Source organism: Embleya sp. NPDC020630, assembly GCF_044334985.1.
In the GTDB taxonomy this organism is placed as follows: domain Bacteria; phylum Actinomycetota; class Actinomycetes; order Streptomycetales; family Streptomycetaceae; genus Embleya.
The window spans coordinates 1,222,669-1,239,714 of sequence record NZ_JBIRUB010000001.1; the positions used below are offsets into that span (position 1 = coordinate 1,222,669).

Below are 17,046 nucleotides of genomic sequence, written 5' to 3' on the forward strand. Positions count from 1 at the left end.
ACCGCCGCGGCGCGCTGCGGGGGATCACCGGGATCGGCGATCGGGGACCGGGCGCCGGGGGGGGCGGCGCCCGGTGGTTCGGGCGGCCGACATCAGTCGGCTTCGGCCAGGATCAGGTAGAGCCGCTTGCGGGTGTCGGTGACCACTTCGAGCGCCTTGGCCCGCTGGGCCTCGGTGCCGTTGGACATCACCTGGCGCAGTGCGTCGCCGATGCCGTGCATGGCCGAGCGCATGTCGTGGACGGCCTCGAAGTCGACACCCTGGCTGGCCTCGTCCCACGGCTTGGAATCCTCGGGCAGGGCGGCGGCCTCCTCGCGGCCGGCGTCGGTCAGCGTGAACAGCTTGCGGCCGCTGCCCTCGACGCCCTCGATCACGCCCTCGTCCTCGAGGAGCTGCAGGGTCGGGTAGACCGAGCCGGGGCTGGGCTTCCACACGCCGCCGGTGCGTTCGCCGATCTCCTGGATCATTTCGTAGCCGTGCATCGGCCGTTCGGTGAGCAGGGCCAGGATCGAGGCGCGCACGTCGCCGCGGCGGGCACGACCGCCTCGCCCGCGGCCTCGCCCGCGCCCCTCCGGTCCGCCACGCCCACCGTGACCGTGCCCGCGCCCCCACGGGCCCTGGGACGGCGGGCCCCACGATCCGAAGGCCGGGCGGTTGTGCTCTTCGTCGCCCCAACGGGAGCGTCCTTTGTTGCGGTGCATGAGTCTTCTCCTTGATTCGACGCGGATGATCCGATGATCCTCCGCGATCTTGTGAACGTATCGCGATCTTTCGCGATGGCTCAACGATATATCGGTACTGCTCGTTGCGCAAGCATGGACCGTGGGCGGTCGCCCGGTCTCGTAAAGTCGCCGGCGTGACCGAGCCCCCCTACCTCGCCGCCGTCCGGGAGTCGTACGACACCGTCGCCGCCGACTACGCGGAACGCGTCAAGACCCCGGCGGAGCTGGATCCGTTGTCCCGCGCGATGCTCACCGCGTTCGCCGAGATCGTGCGCGCGGACGACCGCGGGCCGGTCGCGGACCTGGGCTGCGGGCCCGGCAAGGTCACGGCGCATCTGGCGGACCTGGGGGTGCCCGTATTCGGCATCGACCTGTCCCCGAAGATGATCGACATGGCCCGGCGGGCCCACCCGGGCCTGCACTTCAGCGTGGGCTCGATGACCGCGCTCGCGATCCGGGACGACGAACTCGGCGGCATCCTGGCCTACTACTCCACGCACCACACGCCGCCGGAGCTGTTGCCCGTCGTGTTCGCCGAATTCCATCGCACACTCGCGCCCGGCGGCTCCGTGATGGTGGCCGGCCACGTGGGAGACGGTGTGCGTCTGCGACCGACGCGGGCATATGGCGGCCATCCGGTGTCCTACGAGTCCCACCTGCAACCGCCGGATCGCATCGTCGCGCTCCTGGAGCAGGCCGGACTCGTCGTCACCTCTCGACTGCTGCAAGAGCCGGACGAAGGAGCGACCACGACGATCGCCACCCTTCTGGCCCACAAACCCGAACCGTCCTCGTCGCCATAGGGATCGGATTGGGACGGGGGATTCGGGGCAGGGCGCTGCGGCGGGTGGGGAATCGGGTCCGCTGTGCGCGAGGGGAACTTCGCTCGGGCGCCGGGCGTCCTTCGGGGGCATGGGTTCGTCGTGGTCGATCCGCGCGGCGGGTCTTCGCAGGTTCTCCACGGAATCCGCACGAGGCGGGCGCACGAGACGCGTTGGGCGACCCTCGCTTACGGGTAGATTTCGGTTGATCGCTCTTGGTGAGCGGCTGACGTGGGGAGAGGGCTGTGTGGACCTGGTTGGCAGTGGGGTCGGCCGCATACCTCGCGTTCCTCGCGTGCGTGATCGTGGTACTGCGCGCCGCCAAGACCCGCGCGCGGGCGGAACGGGCGGTGGACGCCCGGGAGTTCGGATCACCCTCGCCGTCGCCGCCCGCGGTGGAACGGGCGGGGCCGGATCCGGGTTCGGCCGCGGGGCCGGCGGCGGATGGTCGGCCGGCGGAGGCTTCCGTCGAGGACGAGGCGGCGCGGGCGCACCCGGAGCCGAGCGAGTCCGGCGAGCCGGTGCGGGGATGTGTGCCCGGGCCGGTGGCACCCCCGCATCCGCCCACGTCGCGACTGCGGGGCTGAGGCCGAGCCGTTTCCCCCGACCCGCTCGGGGTAGGGGCGGCGCATGGCCGACCCGACGCCCGCCGCCGCGCCCGATGACGAGGACCGACGTCCGCTGGGCGAACTGGTGCCCGCACCCGACCGGGTGATGCGCATCGCCGAGATGGTTCGCCGACTCATGCAGGAGCTGCGCGACGCGCCGCTGGACGAACCGGGGCGCGGCCGGGTCCGGGCGGTCTACGAGCGCTCGTTGCCCGAACTGCGCCGTTCGCTCGCGCCCGACCTGTACGCCGAACTGGAACGCCTCGCCGCGCCGTTCGCCGGCCCGGACGCCCCGAGCATGGCCGAACTGCGGATCGTGCACGCCCAGTTGGTCGGCTGGCTGGAAGGGTTGTGGGGCGGCATCCGGCTGACCCTGACGATGGGGCCCGGAGGCGGCGAGATCGGCCCGCTGCGGCCGGTTTCGGAGGACGGTGACGACGGCTCGTACCTGTGACGGTTGTCTGACTGTGTCAAGCTGATGGCGGGTCAGCCGAGTGCTGACGATCCGTCAGCCGAGCACCGTGGAGTGGCCACCATGACCGAGCAGGCAGCCGCCGAGACCGCGCCGACCCCGGACGGGACGCGCTACGAACTCGACCGGGACACCACGTGTGTGGCCCGCTCGGACGCCCCGGGCGTCCTCGACACCACGCTCTCCGCGGACTGGGCGTTCGGCATGGGCGTCAACGGCGGCTACCTGCTCGCGCTCGCCGCCCGCGCGCTCGGCACGAGCCTGCCGCAACCGGATCCGTTCACGATCACCGCCCACTACCTGACCGCCTCCCGCCCCGGACCGGCACAGGTGCACACCGAAGTGCTGCGCGCGGGACGCACGCTGGCCACCGGCACCGCGTGGATCGTCCAGGACGGCGAGACCCGGGTGCACGTGACCGGCACCTACGGCGACCTGGGCGCGCTGGATCCCGAGGTGCGCACCAGCGCCCGGCCGCCGGAGTTCCCCTCGTTGGCCGAGTGCGCGGCGGGCGGCGCCCTCCCGGCCGCGTTCGGGCGCAACGCCTTCATGCACCGCAGCGAGCAGTTGCTCGATCCCGCGACGGTGCGCTGGGCGGCCGGCGAGCCCTCCGGGCGCGGCGAGATCCGGGCCTGGTGGCGCCTGGCCGACGGGCGGGACCCGGATCCGCTCGCGCTGCTGCTCGCGGTCGACTCGCTCGCGCCGACCGCGTTCGACCTGGGTCTGCGGGGCTGGGTGCCCACAGTGGAGTTGACCGTGCATGTGCGGGCCAGGCCGGTGCCGGGGTGGTTGCGGGTGTCGTTGCGCACGCGCAACCTGGCGGGCGGCTTCCTGGAGGAGGACGGCGAGGTGTGGGACGCCGCGGGGCGACTGGTCGCCCAGTCCCGGCAGTTGGCCCGGGCGCCGCGGCAGCGGGAGGCGTAGCCCCGTTCGGATGCCCCCTCGGTCAGCGCGGCGGTCCGTACGGTCCCGGTGGACCGTAGGGACCCTGCGGGCCGGGCGGACCGTACTGGCCGGGCGGGGGGCCGTACGGGCCCGGCTGCCCCGGCGGCGGGGGTGGGGGCGCGGTGCCGTGCGGGCCGCCGGGGCCGGCCCAGTTGTTGTTCTGGAAGCCGTCCCGCCCCATGCCGAAGTAGCGGTTGCCGTCCGTCGCGGTCAGGTTCGCGGGCAGGATCTCGCTGGGCTGCACCACCACGTAGCCCTCGCCCATGAAGGCCATCGTCCAGCCCTCGCCGGTCTGCCGACGGCGCCGCCAGATGCGCTGGGACGTGGTCTGCGCCTGAAGGCTGGTCTGGAGGCCGGCGGTCCACGCGATCACCGCGTCGGCGTCCGCGAACACCTCGCGATCGTGCGAGGCGCGCAGCACGAGCGGTGCGCCGGAGGTGGTGATCACGATCTTGCCGGTGCCGCCGATCTGCATCGAATACGCGCCCATGCCCCCGACGTTGTAGGCGGCGTCGATCTGGATCACGCTCCAGTTGAGCGTGCCGTCCAGGGCCAGCACGTTCTCGTCCTCGACGATCAACGCCTCGTTGTTCAGGTTCAGGATGTGGATGCTCTGCGCCTGGTTGGCGAGGTAGACCGTGCCGTGTCCGTGGCAGCGCATCAGGTCGAGCATGTCGCCGGTGAGCGCGCCGGTGCGCAGTTCGGCGGCGGTCTGGAAGGCGCCCTCGAACTGCACGTTGCCCTGGTAGGCCACCATCGCGCCCTTGCGGGCCAGCACCTCCGTGCCGACCTCCGGGGCCAGCAGGACCCGGAGCATGTGCGCACTCTGCAGGCTGTAGCGCTCTGCGGACTGGCTCACCGTGTGGTTGAACAGCGGACTCTGCACGAGGTCTCCGACGGATCCGGCAACGGCGTTGGCGTGGTGGATGTGGCGGGCGTGGTGGGTCGACGGCGCGGGCGGGCGGCCGAACCGGTGAACGCCCGGTCACGGCACAGGACTCATGATTCCCCGTCGACGGTTCCGGCGGAAACCAAGGGCTGTCCATGTCGGGTGACGGGGATGGGGCAGGGTCTCTGTTACAGCGTTACAGCGCGCCGGTACAGTGCGGTGGCGCGACGTCGTGTCGTGTCGTGGCGCCGCGTCGGGGCCTCGCGGCGCGGGCCGCGTCGTGCTGGTGCCGCCTCTTCGTTCCACGACCTCTCGGGGGTTCCCATGACCACGCCATCGCCCGGCGCGGCGGCCGCGCATCGACCCGTTCCGGAGCTGGGGCAAATCGGCCTGTGGACCGCCGCGCTCGACCACATGCCGGTGTCGCGACTGCGCGAGACGGTGGCCGAACTCGACGAACTCGGTTACGGCACGTTGTGGTGGGGCGAGGCGGTGGGCCGCGAGGCGTTCACGCAGGCGCTGCTCGTGCTCGGCGCCGCGCCCCGGATCGCCGCCGCGACGGGGATCGCGAACGTCTGGGCGCGGGACGCGATGGCGGCGAACGCGGCGGCGCGGACCGTCGACGACGCGTACCCGGGGCGGTTCCTGACCGGGCTCGGGATCAGCCACGACGGCCTGGTCGAGGGTCTGCGGCCGGGCGGGCGCCGGTACGAGAAGCCGCTGGCACACCTGCGCGAGTACCTGGACGCGATGGACTCCGCCCTGTATCTGGCCGCCGACGCCGACACGCCGCGTCCGGCGCGGGTGCTGGCCGCGCTCGGACCGCGCATGCTCGACCTCGCACGCGAGCGGGCCGAGGGCGCGCATACGTACCTGGTCACCCCCGAGCACACCGCCGAGGCGCGCGCGGCACTGGGCCCGGACCGCCTGCTCGCGGTGGAACAGGCGGTGGTGCTCTCCGACGATCGGGAAACCGTGCTGCGCCGCGCCCGCACCCACCTGGGCATGTACCTGGCCCTGCCGAACTACCGCCGCAACCTCCTGCGCCTGGGCCTGACCGAGGCCGACTTCGAGGCCGGCGGGAGCACGCGGCTGATCGACCGCCTGATCCTGTCCGGGTCGGAATCCGCCGTCGAGAAAGGTGTCCGGGCCCACGTCGCGGCCGGCGCCGACCACGTGTGCCTCCAGGTGCTCGGCGACACCCTGGGGGACGCCCCGACCGCGGACTGGCGGCGGTTGGCGGCGGCGCTGATCTGAGGGCGGGCGGGTGGGCCGGGCACCGCCTGCGGTCCCGGCCCACCCGCCGCTCACGCGGTGAGCGCGCGAATCGCGTCGTCCACCTCGGCCTCGGTGTTGTACACGTGGAACGCCAGCCGGGTGCGGCCCGCGCGGGCGGAGAACCGGATGCCGGCGGCGGTCAGCCGAGCCTGGGCGTCGGACTGCTCGATGGCGACGATCGCACTGTCCCCGGCGGGCAGGCCCAGGCCGGTCAGGAACCGGTTGGCCAGGGCGACGTCGTGGGCCCGGATGTGCTCGACGCCGATCCGCTCGACCACCTCGAGCGCGGGCGCGGCGCCCACCTGGCAGAACCAGGCCGGTGAGGTGTCGAAGCGGCGGGCGCCGGCGGCCAGGCGCAGCGGCGGGCCGTAGTAGGCATCCCCGTCGGGCGCGCCCGCATACCAGTTGGCGGCGTGCGCGAGGGTGCGCTCGGTCAGGTCCGGGTCCACGTAGCCGTACGCCGCGCCGCGCGGGGTCATCAGCCACTTGTACGCGCTGACCACGAACAGGTCGTAGCGGGTCACGTCGACCGGGAGCCAGCCGCACGCCTGGGTGCCGTCCACGTAGACGCGCGCGCCGTACGCGCGGGCCGCCGCGACGATGTCCGCCTCGGGGGCGATGGCTCCGTCGGCGGACTGGACCAGGCTGAACGCGACCGCCGTGGTGCGCTCGTCGATCGACTCGACCAGCTTGGACACCGGCACGGTGACCACCTCGACGCCCCGCGCCTCCTGGACCAGCCAGGGGAAGAGGTTGGAGGTGAACTCCACCTCGGGCACCACCAGTCGCCCGCCGACGGGCAGCCCGGCGGCGAACGGGGCGAGCAGGGCCGAGGTGGTGCCGCTCGCCATGATCGTCTCGGCCGGCGCGCCCACGAGGCGCCCGAAGGTCGCCCGGGCGCGCTCGCCGGCCGCGTGGAACTCGTCCATGTCGGTGCGGCCCAGGCGCCACGACTCCTGGGCCAGGGTCATCGCCTCGTACGCGACGTCCGGCGGTAGACCGTGACTCGCGGTGTTGAGCCAACCGGGCTCCGCACTCCACCGTGCGTGCCCGCGGATCGGATTCTGGTCCGGGTTCGAGTCCATGTGTTCGAGGCTAGGCGGCGAGCGGATCGCCGGGACAGGGCCAATGAGAGCCGAGTGGCCTGACTTTTGCCCGACTCGCGTGAGCCGACGGTGTGTGGGCGGGCCACCCGGCGAGGTGGCCCGCCGTGTGGCCTCTCGGGGGCGGGCCGGGTGCGTCGGGTGGGCCGCCTACGTCGCCGCGCGCTCCGCCGCCGGGTTGCCGTCCGTCCGGGCGGCGAGCCAGTCGGGCCACGGGACCGGGGGATTGGGCAGGGGAGTGATGTCGCGTTCGGCGCACAGGCGTTCGAAGCCCTCGCGGTCGGCGGGGACCGCCCTCGGGTCGCCGCACATGATCTCGTACAACGTCGCGCCCTCCGGGCCGGCGATCAACGGGCCGAACGCGGCGCCCTGTTCGAGGGTGATGTGGGTGCCCGTGGGGCAGGGGCGGTCGCCGATCAGGACCTCGCCCGCCAGGACGAAGACGTAGTGCTCGGACATGTGGCCGTGGCGTTCGACCACGACACCGGCGTCGTAGCGGGCGTAGATGACCAGGCGCTCGGGGGACCACTCCAGGAATTTCTCCCAGACCGACGTGCGCCGTCCGCCGTGCGACTGGGCCTTGACCTCGTGCCACGGGGTTTCGGAGATGTGGGTGATGCGCAGTTCCGGTTCTCGATCCGTCACGGGGTTGCCCTCCCAGAAGGTGACGATGCGTCAGATCGATCTTGGCATACGACGCGACGCCGAGTTTTGCCCACTATTTGGCCGATTTCGGCGCTTCATGCGGCAAATACTTACGGGGAATTTACCCCCGGGTCTCTTTTCCCGGCGCCCTCGTGTCGGATCGGGCGCATAAAGTCGGTTGATACACCCAACCAAATACCCCCGCCGCGGGCCGCCGTGTGATCCAGCCGGTGCCCCGTACATGTAAGGAACCAGCCTTGAAGAGCGCGCAGCAGGCGCCGGCCGCCACTGTCCCGCCCACCGTCCCCAAAACCCCGACCGCCACCGATGCCCCCGGCACCGACCGAGGGGGGATGAACCGGACCGGATTCGTCCTGCTCGTCCTGATCATGGGCGCGCTCACCTACTCGCTGCTCCAGTCGATGCTGGCGCCGGCCCTTCCGCAGATCCAGACCGAGATCGGCGCGAGCGCGGACGCGACCTCGTGGCTGATGACCGGCTACCTGCTGTGCGCCTCGGTGACCACGCCCATCCTCGGGCGGCTCGGCGACATGTACGGCAAGAAGCGCCTGTTCGTGTTCACCATCGGGATGCTCGCGGTCGGCTCGCTGGTCTGCGCGCTCGCCGACTCCGTCGGGCTGATGATCATCGGTCGGGTGATCCAGGGCTTCGGCGGCGCGGTCTTCCCGCTGTCCTTCGGCATCGTGCGCGACGAGTTCCCGCCGGAGCGCCGGGCCGGTGCGATCGGGCTGATGTCGGCGATCATGGGCATCGGCGGCGGCATAGGCATCGTGGTGACCGGGCCGATCATGGACCACCTGTCCTACCACTGGCTGTTCTGGATCCCGATGGTCACCTGCCTGGTCACCGCGGTCGCGTCGTGGTTCCTGATTCCCGAATCGCCGATCCGGGTCAAGGCGAGAATCCACTGGCTCGGCGGCGCGCTGATGTCGCTCGGTCTGGTCGGTGTGATGCTCGCGCTGAGCAAGGGCGAGTCGTGGGGCTGGGGCTCGGTGAACACGATCGGGCTGTTCGTGGCCGGATTCGTCTTCCTCGGGCTGTGGGTGTTCGCCGAGTCGCGCGCCGCGGAACCGCTCGTGGACATGCGGGTGATGCGGCTGCGCGGGGTGTGGGCGACCAACCTCGGCGGACTGCTCGTCGGCTTCTCGATGATGGCGGGGATGCTCCTCGTACCGCGCTTCCTGCAGATGCCGGAGAGCACCGGATACGGCTTCGGCACGACCGTGACCGTGTCCGGGCTGTACGTGCTGCCGCAGGCGTTCGCGATGTTGCTGATCGGGCCGATGGCGGGCGTGATCGACAAGCGCTTCGGGTCCAAGCTCGCGATGGTGGCCGGATGTGTGCTGATGGCCGCCGGGTTCGTCTTCCTGGCGACGCTGCACACCAGCGGATGGCACATCCTGGTGGCGATGTTCGTGTTCGGCATCGGCATCGGGCTCGCCATGTCGGCGATGGCCAACCTGATCGTCGGCGCCGTGCCGGTGGAGCAGACCGGCATCGCCACCGGCATCAACACCATCGCCCGCACCGTCGGCATGTCCTGCGCCAGCGCGATCTCCACCACGCTGCTCACCGCCAACCCCGGTCCGGGCGGGCTGCCCGCCGAACGCGGCTTCGTGCTGACCTTCGTCTGCGCGGCCGGCGCCGCGATCGTCGCACTCGGCGTCACCTTCGTGGTGCCCAGCCGGGCCAAGCCGGGCGCCCGTCCCGTCGCCTGACCGACGCGTCCTCGTGCCGAACCTCGGGGGTGGTGCTGACACCACCCCCGATTCGCGTGGTCGCCCCATCGTGCCCGACCCCTCGCGATCCGTAGCTTCGAACCGTTGGTTTCGACAGCGGTACCGGGCAGCGGTACAGGACACGGGAGGCAGCATGTTCGGGCGAGGCGGTCGTGGGACTCGGCAGGCGAAGCGGGATGCCGAGTACCCCCCGCAGCACGGGTCGCCCGTGTCGATGGGGTCGCCCTTGCCGGCGGGGTCGCCCGGGGCGGGGGACAGCGCGGTGCGGCTGGAGGCGGTGGCCAAGGCCTACGGGCGCGGCAGTTCGGCCGTGCACGCGCTGCGCGGCATCGATCTGGTCATTCCCCGAGGCACCTTCACTGCGGTCATGGGCCCCTCCGGCTCCGGGAAGAGCACGTTCCTGCACTGCGCCGCCGGCCTGGACCGGCCGGACACCGGACGGGTCCTGCTCGGCACCGACGACCTGACCGCGATGAAGGAGAACCAGCTCACCCGGCTGCGCCGGACCCGGCTCGGCTTCGTGTTCCAGGCGTTCAACCTGCTGCCGTCGCTGACCGTGGAGAAGAACGTACTGCTCCCGCTGCGGCTCGCGGGGCAGCGGCCGGAACGCGGCCGGGCCGCCGAGGTGTTGGCGATGGTCGGCCTGGACCGGCACACCCGGCGGCGGCCCGCGCAGCTGTCCGGCGGCCAGCAGCAGCGGGTGGCGATCGCCCGGGCGCTGGTCACCCGGCCCGACGTGCTGTTCGCCGACGAGCCGACCGGCGCGCTCGACACCACCACGGCCGCCGAGGTGCTGGCGCTGCTGCGCCGGGCCGTGGACGACACCGGCGCCACCGTCGTGATGGTCACCCACGACCCGGTCGCCGCCTCCTACGCGGACCGGGTCGTCTTCCTGGCCGAGGGCAACCTCGCCGGGGAGCTGTACCGGCCCACCCCCGAGGCGATCGCGGCCCGGATGGTCGACCTGTCCCAGGGCAACACGCGGCAGCGACAGGCGGCCTGATCATGTCGCTGCTACGACCCAACGGTCTCGCGCGCACCTCCGTGCGCTTTCGGCCCGCGTCCTTCGCGGGCTCCTTCGTGGCGCTGGTGTTCGCCGCGATGCTGGTCAGCATGTGCGGCGTGCTCCTGGAGAGCGGGGTCCGCGCGCACTCCACGCCCGAGCGCTACGCCGACACGCCGGTCCTGGTCACCGGGCCCGCGAAGGTGAGCAAACAACTGGGCAAGGGCGAGGGCAAGTACACCGAGTCCGCGCCGCTGCCCGAGCGCACCCGGATCGACGCCGGGCTCGCCGGTCGGATCGCCGCCGTGCCGGGGGTGCGCGGGGTGATTCCCGACGTGACCTTCCCGGCACAGACGGGGCGCGCCGTGGTGGACGGGCACGGCTGGTCCTCGGCGACGCTGGCGGGTACCCGCGAGGGCACCGCGCCGGGCGCCGGGGAGGTCGTGCTGACGAGCGCGGCGGCCGGTGCGTCCGGTGGTGCCGCCAAGGTCGGCGACACCGTGTCGCTGACCACGCCCGGCGGTGAGGTCGCGCTGCGGGTGAGCGCGGTGGTGCCGGGTCGGGGCGCGCACCTGTACGTGTCCGACGCGGACGCGCAGCGGCTGGCCGGGCATCCCGGCTCGGTCACCGCGATCGGCGTACTGACGGCCGCCGGCGCGGACCCGGGCGCGGTGGCCCGCGACGTCCGCGCCGCGGTGGCCGGCACCGACGCCAAGGTGTCCACGGGGGACGGCCGCGGCGCGGCCGAGTACATCGAGTTCGGCGACACCCAGGAGATGCTGACCTCGATCGGCGGCACCCTCGGCGGCATCGTGCTCCTGGTGGCGGTCTTCGTGGTCGCCGGGGCCACCGCGTTGTCCGTGGGTCAGCGCCGGCGCGACATCGCGCTGCTGCGCGCGGTCGGGGCCACGCCGTGGCAGATCCGGCGGATGATCGCCACCGAGACGGGCCTGGTGGCGCTCGTGGCGGGCGTGGTCGGGGTGCTGCCCGGCACGCTCCTTGCCCGCTGGTGGTTCGGCGCGATGGACAGCCGGGGCCTGATCGCGCACGGCGTCACCGTGTCGGTGAGCTGGATCCCGATGGTGGTGGCGATCGGGGCGGGCGCCCTGACCGCGCTCGGCGCGGGACTGCTCGCGGCCCGACGCAGCGCGAAGATCAAGCCGACCGAGGCGTTGGGCGACGCGGCCTCCGAGCGGGTGTTCGTCGGCTGGTTCCGGCTGCTGCTCGGACTCGGCACGCTCGCCGGCGCGATCGCGGTGACCCGGATCGCGCTGCGCGCGACCGGTGAGGACGCGGTCGCCGCGTCCAGTGGCGTGATCATGCTGTTCATGGTCGCGATCGGGTTGCTCGGGCCGATCCTGGCGCACGTACTGGTCTCGGTGATCGGCTGGTTCGGGAGCCGGTTCGACGCCATGGGGCAACTCGCGTTCGACAATGCCCGGGCCAACTCGCGGCGCCTGGCGTCGGCGATCACCCCGATCGCCCTGGCCGTCGCCTTCGCGGCCACGCTGACCTTCATGTTCGCGGCCGAGGACCACCACGCGAGCGCGCAGTCCCGGGACGCGGTCACCGCCGATCGGGTCGTGGCCGGGCCGGGCTTCGTGCCGCAGACCACCCAGCGGGTGGCAGCCGCGCCCGGCGTCGCGTCGGTGACGTCGGTGCTGAACACCTCCGTGGTGGTCGTGCGCGACGGCGGCCTCCAGAAGGAGAGCGCCCAGGCCGTCGGCGGCACCACGCGGGATCTGGCGACCACCCTGGACCTCGGGGTGCGCGAGGGCAGCACCGACGCGCTGCGGGCCGGTGCGCCGCAACCCGAGGGCGGGGCCATCGCGTTGGACCGGCAGTTGGCGTCGGCGCTGCACGGCAAGGTGGGCAAGCCGGTGTCGTTGTGGCTGGGCGACGGTACGCCGATCACGCCGATCGTGGTGGCGATCTACGACCGGGGCCTGGGCACCGCGGCGGCGACCCTGCCGCGTGCGGCGGTGGAGAGGCACGTGGAGACGCCGTGGGACGCGCGGCTCCTGGTGCGGTTCGCCCCCGGCGCCGACGTACGGGCCGCGGACGCCGCGCTGACCGGGCTGATCCGGGAACACCCGGGGACGTCGGTCGACGACCGGGCGGGCTACGCGGCCCGGATGGACAAGGACCGCGAGGTGAACAAGTGGCTGAACTACATCATGCTGGTCATCCTCGCGGGGTTCGCGACGATCGCGGCGATCAACACGATGGTGGTCACCACGGCGGCCCGCAGCCGGGAACTGGGCCTGATGCGGATGATCGGCAGCACCCACGGCCAGGTCCGTGCGGTGATCCGGCGTGAGGCGATCCTGGTCGGGGTGATCGGCCTGGGCCTGGGCCTGTCGGTGGCGATGGCCAGCCTGGTGCCGTTCAACAAGGGCGCGTTCGACACCACGACCCCGTACATCCCGCTCCCCCTGTGCCTGGCGATCAGCGCAGCAGCCCTACTCCTGGCCCCCCTGACCGTAGCCCCGGTGACCCGCAGACTCCTACGAGCCACCCCCATCGACGCGGTGGGCGCAAAGGAATAACCCACCAAGGCCCGAAGGGCGAGGCGGCGGCCGAAAGCCCCACCTCGTCCTTCCGGGCTACCCCACCGAACACAAGCCAACAGAGCCACTTCGCCCACCACCGAACACCCCACCCACCCGCTGACGTGCGACCCACGCCCCACCCGTCCGCAAGCCACCCACCCATCGACCCATCGGCTCGCGCGACCACCCACCGCCGGCCCGCTTACTCGCCCGCTCGCCCATTGGCCGGCCCGTCCCCCCGCCGATTCGCCTGCCTGCGTGACAGCCCGCTCGCTCGGCCGCCCACCTGCCCATCGGCTCGCCCGCCGACCGGCTCGCCCGTACCCGCCTGCACCTGTTTGCGGGCCTGCGGGCGTCCGCTTGGCTTGGCTGTTGGTCCGGTCGCCGGGTGTGTGGGAGCCGGCCGGGGTCAGGGGGTGGTGTGGCCTGGGGTTACCAGGGCGGTTTCGTAGGCGAAGACCACGAGTTGGGCTCTGTCGCGGACGGATAGTTTGGTCATTGCGCGGCTTACGTGGGTTTTGGCGGTGAGGGGGCTGAGGACCAGGTGTTCGGCGATCTCGTCGTTGGACAGGCCGCGGCCGACCAGGGCGACGATCTCCCGCTCGCGATCGGTCAGCAGGGCGAGTTCGGCCACCGGCGCGGCGGTCGGACGCAGCGCGCCGGCCGCGTATTCCTCGATCAGTCGGCGGGTCACGTTCGGCGACAGCAGCGCGTCGCCCGCCGCGACCACCCGGACCCCGCGCAGGAGTTCGGCCGGTTCGGTGTCCTTGACCAGGAAGCCGCTCGCGCCGTTGCGCAGCGCCTCGAAGACGTACTCGTCGAGGTCGAACGTGGTCAGGATGACCACCCGCACGGCGGTGAGCGCCGGATCCGCCGCGATCAGCCGGGCCGCTTCCAAGCCGTCCATGCCCGGCATGCGGATGTCCATCAGCACCACGTCGGGGCGCAGTTCGCGGGTGAGTCGCAGCGCCTCGCCGCCCTCACCCGCCTCGCCGACGACCTCCATGTCGGGCTGTGCCGACAGCAAGGCCCGAAAACCCGCGCGCACCAGCGCCTGGTCGTCGGCCAGCACCAACCTGATCATGCGTCCCCCTTGTTGGGCTGCGCCGGACCGCCGGCGGTCGCCGCCGACTCGACCGGCGGGTCTGCGTCGCCATCATGCCCGTCGGCGCGCTCACCGTAGGGGAGGTGTGCCTGCACGTGGAAGCCGCGCCCCGGCACCGGCCCGGCCACGCAGCGCCCGCCGAGCGCGGCGGCCCGCTGGCGCATGCCGTGCAGACCGTTGCCGCCGGACGTCAGCGCGTCGTCGTCGGCCGGCCGCGGTGCCCCGGCGGCGCCTCGGCCGTTGTCCCGGATGGTCAGATCCAGACCGGACTTCCCATAGCCGACCCGCACCACCGCCTCGCTCGCCGCGGCGTGCCGCAACGTGTTGGTCAGCGCCTCCTGGACGATCCGGTACGCGGCGAGATCCACCGCCGCGATCAACGGCCGGGTGCTGCCGGTGCGCTCGACCCGCACGGTCAGGCCGCCCGCCGAGGTGCGCGCGACCAGCTCGTCGAGCAGGTCCAGCCCCGCGGTGGGCGCGCGCGGGGCGCCGTCGGGGCCGGACCGGTCCACCGCGTCGCCCTTGAGGATCTCCAACACCGAGCGCAGTTCGCCCAGCGCCTCGCGGCTGGCGTACTTGACCGCGGTCAGCGCCTCGCGCGCCTGCTCCGGGGACGAGTCCATCAACTCCAGGCCCACCGACGCCTGCACGTTCATCAGCGAGATGTGGTGGGCCAGCACGTCGTGCAACTCACGGGCGATCCGCAGCCGTTCGTCACCCGCCCGGCGGCGCTCGGCCTCGGCCAACCCGAGCGACTGCACCCGGGCCCGCTGTTCCTCGGCGGCGAGGTAGGCGCGGCGAAGCCGTACCACCTCGCCGACGCCCGCGAGCACCAGCATCCACGCGGCGATACCCAGCGCGACGCCCGTGGCGGGTACCGACTCGGCGGTCACCAGCGGGGAGATCCACACGAAGCTCGTGTAGCCCACCGCGAGCACCACATACGCCAACAGGCGCAGTCCGGCGGCGAAGGCGCTCCACAGCGCGATGATCATCGCGAGGAAGAGCGGGCCGCGCGGATAGTCGAGCATCGTGTAGAGCAGCCCCGCGCCGACCGCCACCAGGAGTACCGCGGCCGGATACCGCCGGCGCGCGATCAGCGCCAGCGGACCGAGCGCGACCAACAGCACGCCCCACACGTCCAGGCCCCGGGGAGCGTCCGACTGGTGTCGGGCCGCGAACACCATCGCGACCACCTGGATCGCACAAACCAGCAGCGCGAGCGCGACGTCACGCACCGCGTGGGGGATCGGGCGCAGGGCGTGTGCGAGCCAGCGCGCTCCGGGACCGGAGGCGCGCAGCCACGGCGGCCCGGGGCGGGAGCCCGGGTGCCGGGGCGAGAGGTTCGAGGGGCTCGTCATGTGATCAACGGTAGGGGGAGCCGGGGCAGTCGCGCGTCGGCTGGGCGTGGGCTTGTCGGATGCTCCCGAGGGAGCAGATCGCGCCCCGTCGACTGCTTCCCAGGGAGCAGGAAAGCACCGGTCGACCCGCCCTTCGACCTGCCGGCGCAGCAGGCCGGGTGCATCCCCCGGCCGGACGCCGGCCGACCCGCGAAACGGAAGAGTCGAACCCGTCGACGAGGCCGCGAATCCCACCGGATCCCACCCTCGCCGACGCTGCCCGGGCCTACCCGCCCGACTGCGCGTCCCCAACCGTCAGCATGCCAGGAGGCACACCGTGAACGCGTCCCCGACCACCGGGACCAGGCGTTACTCGAAGTCCGTCCGTCGAGGCGTCAACTCCGCGCACGTCGTCTTCGCCGTCGGGCTCCTGGGCATCGAGTGGGTGATGCTGGCGATCGCGGTCGTGGGCCGTACGACCGACGACCGCGCCCTGCAACACAGCGCCTATCGGCTCATGCGCGTCTTCGTCTTCACCGGCGGCATACCGTTCGCCGTGCTCGCGCTGGTCACCGGCGTGCTGTTGTGCCTGAACACGCCGTGGGGCCTGTGGCGATACCTGTGGATCAAGGTCAAGATCGTGCTGCTCATCGCGGTGATCGTGGCCGGAGCGGGCGTGATCAGCCAGTTCGCGCACCGGATGATCGCGCACAGCGCCCCGGACGGAAACGCGGACGCGCTGCCGCCGCTGCAGACCTGGCACATCGTCCTGGTGGTCTTCCAGGTGGTCGCGCTGATCGTCGCCACGGCGCTGTCCGTCTTCAAGCCGTCCGGCGATCGATCCCGCGGCCGGTCCGCCCCGCGTCGACGCCCCGGCGATGCCGAGGACGCGACCGCCGCCGCGGACCGATCCGGCTCGCCCTCCGCCTCCATCCCCACCCGCCGGCGCGTGGGCGCCGGCTGATCCGCGCCGTGCGCCACCCATTCCTTCCCGCCCACCCGCAACTCCTCGCGAGGATCGTCATGACCACGAACATCGACCCCACCGTCCCCGACGCGGCTCGCGCCGTACGCGTGTCCCGCGTACACGGCGAGGGGGACACCATCGTGCGCGCCCTGGACGACGTCACCATCGGCTTCCCCCGCGGCAGATTCACCGCCGTGATGGGTCCCTCGGGATCCGGGAAGTCCACGCTGCTGCACTGCCTGGCCGGCCTCGACGCCGTCACCGACGGCGCGGTCTACCTGGGCGAGACCGAACTCGGCTCGTTGAGCGACCGACAGCTCACCCGGCTGCGCCGGGACCGGATCGGCTTCGTCTTCCAGGCGTTCAACCTGCTGCCGACCATGACCGCGCTGGAGAACATCGTGCTACCCGCGTCGCTCGCCGGGCGCAGGTCCGACCCGGCCTGGCTGGATCGGGTGGTGGCCGCGGTCGGATTGGAGCAGCGGTTGCAGCACCGGCCCGGCGAGCTGTCGGGTGGCCAGCAGCAGCGCGTCGCGGTGGCCCGGGCGCTGGTCGGCCGGCCGGAGATCGTGATGGCGGACGAGCCGACCGGCAACCTCGACTCGCGGGCCGGCGCCGAGGTGCTGGCGCTGCTGCGTAACGCCGTGGACGAACTCGGTCAGACCGTGCTGATGGTCACCCACGATCCGGTCGCGGCGGGCTATGCGGACGCCGTGGTGTTCCTGGCCGACGGTCGCATAGCGGACCACATGGAGGCGCCGACGCCGGACCGGGTGCTGGACCGGATGAAGGCGTTCGATCGAGTCGCCGCCGGTGTCGGCACCCGAGGGGAGTGA

16 protein-coding genes are annotated in these 17,046 nt (G+C 72.5%); 10 read left to right on the forward strand and 6 right to left on the reverse strand.

Going from position 1 to position 17,046, the window contains the following annotated elements; translation table 11 throughout:
• Positions 1 to 92: 92 nt before the first annotated feature.
• Entirely contained in the window at positions 93 to 701 is a 609-nt protein-coding gene (locus ACH4XV_RS04970) for a PadR family transcriptional regulator (RefSeq protein ID WP_395786829.1), read from the reverse strand.
• A gap of 155 nt (positions 702 to 856) precedes the next feature.
• On the opposite strand from ACH4XV_RS04970, the gene ACH4XV_RS04975 reads away from it, so the two are divergent.
• From ACH4XV_RS04975 to ACH4XV_RS04990, 4 genes are all read left to right on the forward strand, one after another.
• Entirely contained in the window at positions 857 to 1,525 is a 669-nt protein-coding gene (locus tag ACH4XV_RS04975; protein WP_395786830.1) for a class I SAM-dependent methyltransferase, read from the forward strand.
• A gap of 263 nt (positions 1,526 to 1,788) precedes the next feature.
• Entirely contained in the window at positions 1,789 to 2,130 is a 342-nt protein-coding gene (locus ACH4XV_RS04980; RefSeq protein WP_395786831.1) for a hypothetical protein, read from the forward strand.
• Between the two features lie 43 nt (positions 2,131 to 2,173).
• Positions 2,174 to 2,605 carry a proteasome activator gene (locus ACH4XV_RS04985; protein ID WP_395786832.1) on the forward strand — a complete coding sequence of 144 codons (432 nt, stop codon included), beginning with the start codon at positions 2,174 to 2,176 and terminating at the stop codon, positions 2,603 to 2,605.
• An 81-nt stretch (positions 2,606 to 2,686) separates the two neighbouring features.
• Positions 2,687 to 3,547, forward strand: coding sequence for a thioesterase family protein (locus tag ACH4XV_RS04990; RefSeq protein WP_395786833.1), 861 nt, complete (start codon positions 2,687 to 2,689; stop codon positions 3,545 to 3,547).
• Positions 3,548 to 3,569: 22 nt separating this feature from the next.
• Here ACH4XV_RS04990 and ACH4XV_RS04995 read toward each other — a convergent pair whose 3' ends face one another.
• Positions 3,570 to 4,454, reverse strand: a complete 885-nt coding sequence (locus tag ACH4XV_RS04995; RefSeq protein ID WP_395786834.1) for an AIM24 family protein — start codon at positions 4,452 to 4,454, stop codon at positions 3,570 to 3,572.
• A 327-nt stretch (positions 4,455 to 4,781) separates the two neighbouring features.
• Here ACH4XV_RS04995 and ACH4XV_RS05000 point away from each other — a divergent pair, with 327 nt between their 5' ends.
• The gene (locus tag ACH4XV_RS05000; protein WP_395786835.1) at positions 4,782 to 5,714 is read left to right on the forward strand and encodes a TIGR03620 family F420-dependent LLM class oxidoreductase; all 933 of its coding nucleotides are present in this window, start codon (positions 4,782 to 4,784) and stop codon (positions 5,712 to 5,714) included.
• A gap of 50 nt (positions 5,715 to 5,764) precedes the next feature.
• On the opposite strand, the gene ACH4XV_RS05005 is transcribed toward ACH4XV_RS05000, so the two are convergent.
• Positions 5,765 to 6,820 carry an aminotransferase class V-fold PLP-dependent enzyme gene (locus ACH4XV_RS05005; protein WP_395786836.1) on the reverse strand — a complete coding sequence of 352 codons (1,056 nt, stop codon included), beginning with the start codon at positions 6,818 to 6,820 and terminating at the stop codon, positions 5,765 to 5,767.
• A gap of 168 nt (positions 6,821 to 6,988) precedes the next feature.
• A complete protein-coding gene (locus ACH4XV_RS05010; protein ID WP_395786837.1) occupies positions 6,989 to 7,483 on the reverse strand; it encodes a hypothetical protein in 495 nt (164 codons plus the stop codon).
• Between the two features lie 257 nt (positions 7,484 to 7,740).
• Here ACH4XV_RS05010 and ACH4XV_RS05015 point away from each other — a divergent pair, with 257 nt between their 5' ends.
• The 3 genes from ACH4XV_RS05015 to ACH4XV_RS05025 all read left to right on the forward strand — a co-directional run bounded on the left by ACH4XV_RS05015 (position 7,741) and on the right by ACH4XV_RS05025 (position 12,795).
• The gene (locus ACH4XV_RS05015; protein ID WP_395786838.1) at positions 7,741 to 9,222 is read left to right on the forward strand and encodes an MFS transporter; all 1,482 of its coding nucleotides are present in this window, start codon (positions 7,741 to 7,743) and stop codon (positions 9,220 to 9,222) included.
• A 235-nt stretch (positions 9,223 to 9,457) separates the two neighbouring features.
• Positions 9,458 to 10,246, forward strand: a complete 789-nt coding sequence (locus tag ACH4XV_RS05020) for an ABC transporter ATP-binding protein (protein ID WP_395786839.1) — start codon at positions 9,458 to 9,460, stop codon at positions 10,244 to 10,246.
• A 2-nt stretch (positions 10,247 to 10,248) separates the two neighbouring features.
• A complete protein-coding gene (locus tag ACH4XV_RS05025) occupies positions 10,249 to 12,795 on the forward strand; it encodes an FtsX-like permease family protein (RefSeq protein WP_395786840.1) in 2,547 nt (848 codons plus the stop codon).
• 412 nt (positions 12,796 to 13,207) lie between these two features.
• On the opposite strand, the gene ACH4XV_RS05030 is transcribed toward ACH4XV_RS05025, so the two are convergent.
• Both ACH4XV_RS05030 and ACH4XV_RS05035 read right to left on the reverse strand, forming a co-directional pair.
• Positions 13,208 to 13,882: a response regulator gene (locus tag ACH4XV_RS05030; RefSeq protein ID WP_395786841.1), complete on the reverse strand. Its 675-nt coding sequence runs from the start codon at positions 13,880 to 13,882 to the stop codon at positions 13,208 to 13,210.
• Complete coding sequence (locus tag ACH4XV_RS05035) at positions 13,879 to 15,264, reverse strand: sensor histidine kinase (RefSeq protein ID WP_395786842.1); 1,386 nt, start codon at positions 15,262 to 15,264, stop codon at positions 13,879 to 13,881. The genes ACH4XV_RS05030 and ACH4XV_RS05035 overlap by 4 nt, the downstream gene beginning before the upstream one ends.
• 316 nt (positions 15,265 to 15,580) lie before the next feature.
• Between ACH4XV_RS05035 and ACH4XV_RS05040 the strand changes: the two genes are divergently transcribed.
• Entirely contained in the window at positions 15,581 to 16,207 is a 627-nt protein-coding gene (locus ACH4XV_RS05040) for a hypothetical protein (RefSeq protein ID WP_395786843.1), read from the forward strand.
• Between the two features lie 59 nt (positions 16,208 to 16,266).
• Positions 16,267 to 17,046, forward strand: a complete 780-nt coding sequence (locus tag ACH4XV_RS05045; protein WP_395786844.1) for an ABC transporter ATP-binding protein — start codon at positions 16,267 to 16,269, stop codon at positions 17,044 to 17,046.